General features: G+C 31.5%; 11 protein-coding genes. 10 read left to right on the top strand and 1 reads right to left on the bottom strand.

Features of this window, described 5'->3' with window-relative positions; translation table 11 throughout:
* The 6 genes from ACZM4J_RS08540 to ACZM4J_RS08515 form a co-directional block, all read left to right on the top strand.
* Positions 1-135, top strand: a 135-nt coding sequence (locus tag ACZM4J_RS08540; protein WP_489485984.1) for an IS3 family transposase, incomplete at its 5' end; no start/stop codon positions are given.
* 196 nt (positions 136-331) lie between these two features.
* The gene (locus ACZM4J_RS08535; protein ID WP_022165469.1) at positions 332-1,387 is read left to right on the top strand and encodes a transglutaminase domain-containing protein; all 1,056 of its coding nucleotides are present in this window, start codon (positions 332-334) and stop codon (positions 1,385-1,387) included.
* A gap of 26 nt (positions 1,388-1,413) precedes the next feature.
* Entirely contained in the window at positions 1,414-2,274 is an 861-nt protein-coding gene (locus tag ACZM4J_RS08530) for a transglutaminase-like domain-containing protein (RefSeq protein ID WP_489485982.1), read from the top strand.
* 40 nt (positions 2,275-2,314) lie between these two features.
* The gene (locus ACZM4J_RS08525) at positions 2,315-3,736 is read left to right on the top strand and encodes an MBOAT family O-acyltransferase (RefSeq protein WP_022165467.1); all 1,422 of its coding nucleotides are present in this window, start codon (positions 2,315-2,317) and stop codon (positions 3,734-3,736) included.
* Positions 3,737-3,747: 11 nt separating this feature from the next.
* On the top strand, positions 3,748-5,151 hold the full coding sequence (locus tag ACZM4J_RS08520; RefSeq protein ID WP_022165466.1) for an alginate O-acetyltransferase AlgX-related protein: 1,404 nt from the start codon (positions 3,748-3,750) through the stop codon (positions 5,149-5,151).
* Between the two features lie 84 nt (positions 5,152-5,235).
* Positions 5,236-5,793: a hypothetical protein gene (locus ACZM4J_RS08515; protein WP_022165465.1), complete on the top strand. Its 558-nt coding sequence runs from the start codon at positions 5,236-5,238 to the stop codon at positions 5,791-5,793.
* 371 nt (positions 5,794-6,164) lie between these two features.
* On the opposite strand, the gene ACZM4J_RS08510 is transcribed toward ACZM4J_RS08515, so the two are convergent.
* A complete protein-coding gene (locus ACZM4J_RS08510) occupies positions 6,165-6,344 on the bottom strand; it encodes a hypothetical protein (RefSeq protein ID WP_022165464.1) in 180 nt (59 codons plus the stop codon).
* Positions 6,345-6,745: 401 nt separating this feature from the next.
* On the opposite strand from ACZM4J_RS08510, the gene ACZM4J_RS08505 reads away from it, so the two are divergent.
* The 4 genes from ACZM4J_RS08505 (at position 6,746) to ACZM4J_RS08490 (ending at position 10,243) form a co-directional block, all read left to right on the top strand.
* The gene (locus ACZM4J_RS08505; protein ID WP_022165463.1) at positions 6,746-7,411 is read left to right on the top strand and encodes a sugar O-acetyltransferase; all 666 of its coding nucleotides are present in this window, start codon (positions 6,746-6,748) and stop codon (positions 7,409-7,411) included.
* Between the two features lie 244 nt (positions 7,412-7,655).
* A complete protein-coding gene (locus ACZM4J_RS08500) occupies positions 7,656-8,024 on the top strand; it encodes a GntR family transcriptional regulator (protein ID WP_022165462.1) in 369 nt (122 codons plus the stop codon).
* Positions 8,025-8,060: 36 nt separating this feature from the next.
* Positions 8,061-8,957, top strand: a complete 897-nt coding sequence (locus ACZM4J_RS08495; protein WP_022165461.1) for an ATP-binding cassette domain-containing protein — start codon at positions 8,061-8,063, stop codon at positions 8,955-8,957.
* Entirely contained in the window at positions 8,945-10,243 is a 1,299-nt protein-coding gene (locus tag ACZM4J_RS08490; RefSeq protein ID WP_489485980.1) for a hypothetical protein, read from the top strand. The genes ACZM4J_RS08495 and ACZM4J_RS08490 overlap by 13 nt, the downstream gene beginning before the upstream one ends.
* Positions 10,244-10,342: the final 99 nt, after the last annotated feature.

Raw genomic sequence — 10,342 nt, 5'->3', positions numbered from 1 at the left:
ACTGTTTATTACAGTTATGAAGAATTGAAAACTGAAATTGAAAAATATATAAGATATTACAATGAAAAAAGAATTAAAGAAAAACTAGGATGGTTGAGTCCTGTCCAATACAGACTCAGCCTCTTGGTTGCATAAAAAATGCGTAACAGATATTAAAACCTGTTACGCAATAAAAGTCTAACTTTTTGGGGTCACATCATTTGTTAAAAAATATGTGGCTTTTTTCTTTGAGTTTATGGACTTTTACATATCAAAGTGCTAGTATATTATGTGGCAAATTTATACAATTTACACACAGAGTATAAAGAACAAACAGAGGAGAAGAATATAGATGAAAAAAGCACTTTACACAGCAATCGTTTCTATGGCATTTGTGGTAGGAATGGGATTTAGTAACAAGTTAGTATTCGCCGATGAACAGGTGACAACACCACAGGTAACAACAGTGGCAGAGACAACTAAAGAAGCGGAAACAACACAGCCTACAACAACACAGCCGGTAACGGAAAAAACTACAAAAATTAATAATCAGACAACTGGCAATCAGAAGAAAAGTTATTGGGTAAAATCAAAAAAAGGAACAAGATATTATTTTAATTCTAAGTCATACGCCAAAAACAGATTGGTCAAAGTAGGAAAGGCACACTATGGTTTTGACAAAAATGGATATAAGGTAAAAGGAATTAAGAAAATCGGAAAGAAAACTTATTATTTTACAAAAAGTGGTAAATTAAGCACAAAAACAGGAATTATTAAGTACAAGAAAAACAAATATTATGTGAAAGCCGGTGTTTTAAAGAAGGGCTTAGTAAAAGTAAAATCTTATTATTACTATTTTGACAAGAAAACTTACAAGATGGTTAAGAATAAGACAAAGAAAGTTGCTTCAAAATACTATGTTTTTGACAAGAAGGGAAAAGCAATTCCAAGAAGTCTTGCAAGATATCAGGCTTACATTACTTTAAAGAAAATCACAAATTCTAAAGATTCTAAGATGACAAAAATAAGAAAAGCTTACTCTTATGTGGTAAGAAGTAGTTCATATAGAATTAAACCGGGATTTGTACAGCCATCAGCAGCTCACTGGGTAGAAGCTTATGGTTATAATATGTTGGTTACACATTCAGGAAGATGCTACAGTTATGCAGCAGAATTTGCTTTAATGGCAAAAGAAATTGGCTTTGATGTTACTGTAGTAAGAGGCGTGATTGAAAGCGCACCACATGCATGGACTGAAGTGAAAATTGGCGGTGGAAGCTATATTTTTGATCCTAACAAGGGTTTTGAAAGATACAGAAAAGGAAGAAGTATGTGGCATTTCTACTATACATCATATGCAAGAATGCCGGGAGTATATTCTGTATATAACAGGTATCCTGTTTTATAAATAAATTGAAAGGGAAAAAGGAAAAAATGAAAGGAAAAATGAAAGGAAAAAAACAAATTGCACTATTAATGTCTTTATGCCTGAGCATTGGCATGTTGAACATTACATTGGCTAACGTAAAAAATAATAATGCAGGTGTAGTAACAAAAAATGTTCAGACTTTAAGTGCAAACAAAAAAACAAAGGCTAAAAAAGTAAGCAAAAAGAAAAAAAGAAAAACAGGTTTTGTAACAAAAGACGGTAAGAAGTATTATTTAAAATCAGGTAAAAAGCTAAAAAGCATAATTCTTGAAACAAAGAAGTACAAATATTTACTTGATAAAAACGGTGTGGTAGTTACCGGCTGGAAACAGTACAAAGGAAAATACTATTATTTTGACCGAACAAGTGGCAAAATGGCAATTAAGAAAAAAGTAGATGGTATTTCTTTGGACAAGTATGGAAGGGCAAAGAAAAACAAATTAAATGTTGCCAAAATTAACACAATGATAAATGCAAGAAAAACTGTAAACAAAGTTTGCAAAGTAAGTGACACAAAAGCTCAGAAGTTAAGAAAATGTTTTGACTATATTGCAAAGGTCCCTTACAGAAGATACAGATTTTTAAAACCTATTTATCACAAAAAAGGTTGGGAGTCTACATTTGCAGATGACGTTTTTGACAAGGGCAGTGGCTGTTGTGTATCAATGTCAGCAGCATTAGCTTTTATGCTTCATGAGTGTGGTTATAGCACAGTTTATGTTGCCCATGATTCAGAACACGCCTGGGTGGAATTAAACGGCAGAGTGTATGATGCCCTTTTTGCAAGAGCAAAAGATTATAATAAATATTATAATTTGTCATATAGCAATTTTAGTTGCCATCCTGTAGATAAAAGAAAAATTTAATTAATTACAAAAATAGATAAAATACAGACGGGAGAAAATTATGGTTTTTAGTTCGGCAATTTTTCTTTTTGTATTTTTACCGGTTGTATGTGCGTTGTATTTTATACTGCCGGGTATAAAAACAAAAAATATATTGCTGATTATAGCAAGTTTAATATTCTATGCTTTTGGAGAGCCGGTTTATGTATTGCTTATGATTGCCTCAATCATATTTAATTATATATTTGGGCTTTTTGAAGGAAAGTTTAGTGACAGTGGAAGTATTGTTGGAAAAAGAATAGTTTTAGTGTTAGCAGTAATTGTTAATATTGGTATGTTGTGTGTTTTTAAATACACATCCTTTATATTAGAGAATGTTAATTACATAGGTAACTTAAAAATTAAAATTCCTGCAATTGCACTTCCAATTGGTATATCATTTTTTACATTTCAGGCTTTATCGTATGTAATTGATGTATACAGAAATCCTGAATTAATGCAGAAGAATTTATTTAATCTAATGCTGTATGTTTCATTTTTTCCACAGCTTATTGCAGGTCCCATTATCAGATATAATGAAATTGCAAAGCAGATTAGTAAGCGTGAAAGTACAATTGACAAAACAGCAGAGGGGATTAGAAGATTTATCATAGGTTTAACAAAGAAACTTATTATTGCCAACGCAACAGGTTATGTTGCAGATGCAATCTTTAAACTAGATATCAGTGATTATAATTTAATTGTGGCATGGGTAGGAGCAATTACCTATACACTTCAGATTTACTATGATTTTAGTGGTTATTCTGACATGGCAATAGGTATGGCAAAAATCTTCGGTTTTGAATTTAGGGAAAACTTTAATCACCCTTATTCAGCCAAGGGTATAAAAGACTTTTGGAGAAGATGGCATATTTCCTTATCAACCTGGTTTAAAGAATATGTTTATATACCTTTAGGCGGTAACAGAAAAGGTAAGTTTAGAACTGAATTAAACAAAATGATAGTATTCTTTTTAACAGGTATATGGCATGGAGCAAATTGGACATTTGTAATATGGGGCTTAATTCATGGTGTTGCAAATGTAATTGAAGATACAATTGGACAGGTAATCAAAATCAAAAACAAAATAGTAAGCAATATTATTACGTGGATTGTTGTAAGTTGTGCCTTTGTTATGTTTAGGGCAGATAGTGTTATGATTGGTCTTAAGATGTTAAAGACAATGTTTACAGGATTTAATATGGGGCTAAAATCAATAAGCTATGTTGGTCAGTTACTAAGTCCATATTATGTATTTATAATATTGTTAGCAATTGCTTTTGCTTATCCGTTAAGAGAAAAAATTGTTAATGTAATCAAAAATAAATGTGGTGAGAATATATCAGGAACATTAATCTATGTTGCAGACATTTTATTTTTACTAATATGTGTTGTGGCACTTGCAACAGCAACCTACAATCCATTTATTTATTTTAGATTTTAACAGGAGAGAACATGAAGAAAAAGATATTTATAGCAATATTTTTTATTATGATATGTTTACCATCACTTGGAATGTTCTTTTATAAAACTGATATAAGTGCAGAAAAAAGAGAAGTTCAGACTTTCCCAAAAGTAAAAGAAAATGGAAAAGTAAATATGGATTTCTTTAATCAGTTAAGTGATTATTTTTCGGATAATTTCGCATTTCGTCAACAGCTTATTGAGACTGATGCAGTAATAAAAAAGAATGTTTTCAAGGAGTCAGGAAACAGTGAAGTAATAGTGGGAAATAAAGGTTATTTGTTTTTTAGCGAAACCCTTAATGATTATTTAGGTCAGAACGTGTTGTCCGGCAGACAAATATATGCTTGTGGCAGAGTTTTATCTCTGTTACAGGAGCATGTAGAAAACAATAATGGTAAATTTTTGTTTGTGGTAGCACCTAATAAGAATTCATTATATCCTGAATTTATGCCTGGCAGATTTGTAAAGATATCAGATAAAAACAACTATTATTACCTAAAGAAACAGCTTAAGGAACAGAAAATTAATACTGTTGATTTAAAAGGAAAATTCCTTAAATCGGGTAAGAAAGTATATCATAAACTTGACAGTCATTGGAACAATGAAGGTGCAGCAATGGCATGTGATTTTATACTTAATAATTTAGGAAAGAAGCATTATAATTATTCAGATGAAAAGTACAGCGTAGCAAAAGACTTTTCGGGAGATTTGTATGAAATGCTGTTTCCTAAAGGTAGTGAGAAGGATTACAATGTTAAGTATGATAAAAAGCATACTTATGAAGTAACATCTCACTTTAAGAAAGTAACAGATATATCAATGGCAACTGAAAACAAGGAAAAGAAAGGCTCTATTGTTATGTATAGAGATTCTTTTGGAAATGCGTTAATTCCGTTTGTAGCTGATGAATATGGAAGTGGCTATTTTACAAAGGCTGTTCCTTATGACATAAATTTGCAAAGTGAAAATAATGCTGAGGCAGTTGTAATTGAGTTAGTCGAAAGACATATACCTTCATTAATTGAGGAAGCTCCATACATGGCAGCCCCTACAAGAATTTTAAATGGAGAAGTCGTAGAAAAAGAAAATTCAGGTACTGTAAATATTGGTGACATGGAAGATTATCTCCCAATAAGCGGTCAGGTTGACAAGAAGTACATTGATGACAATGGCAAGATTTTGATTAGACTTAAGAGCAATGATAAACAGTATGTTTTTGAAGCTTTTCCGGCACCAATTAACAGTAAAATAAAAAATAAAGGTTACAATTATGGTATGTATTTGGACACTTCTTTAATAGATGGTGGCACATACGATATTGATGTTATAACTACAAAGAACAATCAGTATTATAGTTCAGGTGTGAAAACACAGCTAGAACTTGAGGAGTAAAATAACAGATTCATTTACCTCTAAGGGGAGTTTGTAATATGAGTTTGTGTAAATAAAAACTAAAGATTTAAGAGGAGAGAGAAAATGAGAAAAATTTGTGTAATGGCAACAGTAATTGCCACAATGGTATTTATGACTGCATGTGGAGGGAACAAAGAAGAAGCTACAACTGCTGTAACAACAACACAGGAAACAACAACAGTGGCACCTACAACACAGGAGCAGACAACAGTTCAGGAAACTACAAAAAAGAAGAAAAAGAAAAAAGTAAAAGAAACAACAACAGAAGAAACAACAACTGAGGCACCTACAACAACAGTGGCACCTACAACAACAGCAGCTAAGGCAGAAAAGCAGACAAAAAAGAAAGTTGCTAAAAAGAAAACAGTTGTAAAGAAAAAAACAACTACAAAGACAACAAAGAAAGCTAAAGACAAAGGTAGCTCAAACAAAAGCATTGCTAAAAAGTATGTTGGTAAGTCAATTGATTCATTAACAGCAAAAGTAGGAAGCTACAAGAAAATGGAAAAATACAAGAGCTGTCTTGACGAAGGAGAATACGACGGTTTATTCTACTTTGACGGTTTTATTGTTTCTGCATCAACTAAAAATGGCAAGTGGATTATTTCAGGTGTAGAATAAAACAAATAATAGTTAATGTTTTCTTTATAGGAAATAGTATTTAACTAAAAACTGAATATTATAGGTAATGTGCAGACGTTATCTTGCATTAAAAGAAGCATTGTAAACTTTTGATTCTTAAGGAAACAGAGTTTATAAGGCTTCTTTTTTATGTAATAAGAAATCCTTTTAGAATTTCTTATTACATAAAATACGTTCCACTAGGGATGCACCCTAGTGCGAAAAGAAAATAGTTGTATGACAACACGCACTCGGTGCGTAGAATATCGCAAGCGATATTCTTTCTTGCTTTATAGGAAAGTTCGTTATCATGCAGGATAGAAAAAATCCCATACCTGAAATGAAATGGTATGGGAAATAAGATGAGTATGTTAAAAAATGAAAAAACCTTCATCATCATATTCATCATCGTAGTCACCTTCACTTAAAAAGTACGACATATCCAGCAGATCACTGTCACTCATGTTTTTTACGAGTTCAGGAGTCATACCTTCGGGTGGGTTTTCTATGTATTTTTTTTTAAGTTCCGCTACGAGTTGTTTATCTTCCATGTGTAAGCCTCCAATGAATAAATATAAGATAATTGTAGTATATGGAGACAGATAAGTAAAACATAGTCTATGGAAAATGCCGGTATTTACCAATAGTCTTTTCATACATTTCGATAAGCGGAACTGGTTTGTATTCAAAATAGAGTTCAAGAAAGAGCATTTTTTTGCCACAGCATGGGCACTTGACAGGGTCATATCCAAAAGAAAACCCTAATCTCCTCAAGATTGAGGGGCAGGGGAGTTGAAGTGACGAAGACACTTTTTTATACATACTTAAACATCTTAATTTTTTTGTACATTTTTTTGAGAATCGTATTATGGAAAACTATACATAAACATTAAAGAATGATAATATGTTCACATGTAATAGCGTAAATAAATAATAGAAAAGAGGATTTGATATGATTAATGAGGTAAGTGAGTGGGAGCGTATGCTAAGTGGAAAACTATACAATACCTCAAACAAGGAAATAGAAAAAGAACATAAAAAAGGTTTAATAAGATGCGACAAATTTAATAGAATACCGGTTAGGAAATCAAAAGCAAAACAAAAAGCTCTGGAAAAATTAATTCCATCTGCAAAGGGTAAATATTTGTGTGCTTTTGCACCGTTTTATTGTGAATATGGGGTGAATATTCACGTGGGAGAGGAATGTTTTATAAATTATAATTGTACATTTTTAGATGTATCACCTATTACTTTAGGCGATGGCGTTTGGATTGGAGCAAATGTTACATTAGCAACACCTAATCATCCTTTTCTCGCTGAAGAACGTTTAAATGCAGATTATCCTGACGGACGACATGATCTTGAATATTCAGCACCCATAACTATAAAGGACAGATGCTGGATATGTTCAAATGTTACAGTTTCAGGTGGAGTTACAATTGGAGAAAATAGTATTGTGGCTGCCGGGGCGGTTGTTTTGAAGGACATTCCACCAAATAGTATTGTAGCTGGAATTCCAGCAAAGGTAATAAGACAAATTGATGAAGACGATAGAATGAATGTGTGGGAAACATATTTGAAAAACGAAACACCTGTTTCAAAACGAAATAAACATTAGATAATGAGAGGGAAGGAACTGAATGTTACTATGCTATTAAAGTGAAATATGTTGGAGAAGATGTTTATTGGAAAAGTGGATTTGTCCAAGTATGGAATATAAAAAATGTTAAACCGGGGAAGTACAAAGTAGTTGCAGAGATGTCATTTTATTCTTATATAATAAGAAATTTCTTACTTGACAATGAACAACAATACAACTATACTACATTATATCAGTAATGTGGTAGAGAGGAGGAGAAAGCTTGAGAATTGATGAAAACAGCATGATTCCCATTTATGTACAAATCGCTGATGGTATAGAAGATGACATTCTAACAGGCAGGATAGAAGAAGGTGGCACATGTTATTCCCAGGTAACCTTAGCTAAGGAACTACGTGTTAATCCGGCTACGGCTGCCAAAGGAATTAATCTTTTAGTAAATCGTGGAATTTTAATAAAACATAGGGGGCAGGCTATGACTGTATCAGAAAATGCAATTGAAATGATTACAAAGCGTAAGCGACATGAAGAAATCGACCTGGTAGTTGACAATTTAATAAAACTTGGAAAGAAATTGTCGTTATCAAAGGATGAATTAATAGAAATCATAACAAGAAAATATGAAGACTAATTAGAAAATCAAATTATGTAGAAGGAGAAGTGAATAATGGAAATAAAAATTGAAAACATATCCTTTTGGTATATGTCAAAAAGAAGAAAAGTATTAGAAGATTTTTCGCTACAATTACAGCCGGATAATATTATTGGTTTAATTGGCAGAAACGGTCAGGGAAAAACAACATTAATGAAATTGTTGGCTGGAAAGAATCTACCTGATAAGGGAACAATATTATATGATGGCGAAGAAATAAATAAAATAAATGTAATAAACAAAATAGTTTATGCTTCAGATGAATTAGGTTATATAAATAGAAAATTAGAAAGTATAGTTAAAGATTATAAATTAATGTATAAAAATTTCGACTTGGAATTTGCAGAAAAATTATTGGAATTATTTGAATTAAATAAAAAGGTAAGAATTGAACATTTGTCTAAAGGTCAGAAAAGTTTATTTAATTTTTGTCTGGCAATGGCAACAAGATCAGAACTTACAATTTTAGATGAACCGGTTGCGGGAGTGGATGCAGTAAGCAGAAGAAAAGTTTATGATGTGATTTTAAGAGATTACATTGAGCACCCAAGAACGATTTTAGTTTCAAGTCATATGTTAGGGGAAATGGAAAATATGTTATCCCATATTGTGATTTTGGATAATAACAATATTGTATATGATGGGGACCTTGATGAAATAAGAAACAAGGCATACAAAGTTACCGGGGAGAAAGAAAAAGTTGAGAATTACATAGTAGGAAAAAATGTATTATACAAAAACATCGGGGCTTTAAATTCAATGGCAGTAGTTGAAGAAGAAATAACTGATAACATAAGGGAAGCATTAGTTAAAGAAGAGTTAGCTTTTGAAAATCTTACAGCTGAAGAATATTACGTGTTTAAGACAACAAAAACGGATAGTGAAAATATGGAGGAATTATGGAAAAATTAGAATTAAGAAATATAAAGGATTTATACAAATTAAGAATAAGACAATTATCAGGTTACATTAAAGGTCTGGCAGTAATAACCATAGGTATGCTTATTTTGAATTTTTGGGAAATAGTATTAATGATGAAAAATACTTCAAATCACTGTTATGCAGTGGAATTTCCGAAAGGGGTATTTGTTTTTGCAGCCTTAATATTAATGATTGTGTTTTCCTATAATACAAATATTTTTAAGAAATCAACTGGTATGTATCCACAAAACAGAGTAACAAGATATGTTGCAAGCTGGTTAAGCGACATTACTGTTTTAGGAATTTTTTCATTGCTTGAAGTTGTGTGCGTACTAATTATAAAATTTGTTATATTTATTATTTGCGCTACTACAGACTTTTCTGTTTTCACAAAAATAAATGCAAAATTTATCTTAGGTATAACAGTTTACATTTTGGCTGGCTTCCTGTTCTTAACAGCGGTGATTAAACTTACAGCAACCATTGCAAGAAAGAGCATATTAGTATTGCTGGCAATAGTTATGGGAATACTATTTTTAATAAGAAACGGGGTTATAGTATTGTCAGATTCAGATGCCCAATTTAATGTGGTGGGAAAAGACATTTTAGAAATTTTAATTACATGTGTAATTTTTTTCGTAATTGGCTTTTTACTTGAAAAATACATAAAAGACAGCAAGTTTACAATTAACTACGGAAACATTCTCATGGGTATTGTAATTGCAATGATGATTATGTTACTTGCAGTGACACCACTCTTTTATGGATTATCGGGAACAGAAGAGATGGAAGATTATGTTAAGGGAAATAAAGAAAAAGCTGAAAAGGTGGAATATAGTATTAATATACCGGCAGGCATGAAAGTAGTAGAGGAGGGTTACGGACATAGCAACATGGATGCCATTGGAGTTGAAAATGTAGAAATAAGACAGGGAGATAAAGCAAAAGTAGTTGTTAGAAAATATATCCCAACTACTAAAAGTTCTTTGATAGATGATATTTTTGCTGATTCAGACATTAATGTTTCTGTAGAAAACAATAAATTCGTTATAACTAATAAATCTTTAAATAAGAAATATATAGCATTAAATGTTTATGGATTCCAAAATGCAGATATACAGAGATTCATGGGAAATAAAGTTAAAGATTCTGATGATGACTTGGACGATTTTAAAGAAATGATAAGCAGATATACAACATCTTATCGTGTTGTAATTTATGTTCCAAAGGCAAATACATCTGAGAATATAAACTCAGAGTTTATAAAAATTAAATAAATAAGAAACATTTGTGTTATAATGTTTCCTGTAGCTTGATTGAAAGTGATAAAAGTAAGACTGTAGAATGTATTGTTTAAATATATTCTACAGTTTTTA

The sequence above is a fragment of the Eubacterium sp. genome (assembly GCF_057858645.1).
Note: the sequence above shows the minus strand (reverse complement) of the source record. Positions and strands in the feature narration are given on the sequence as shown.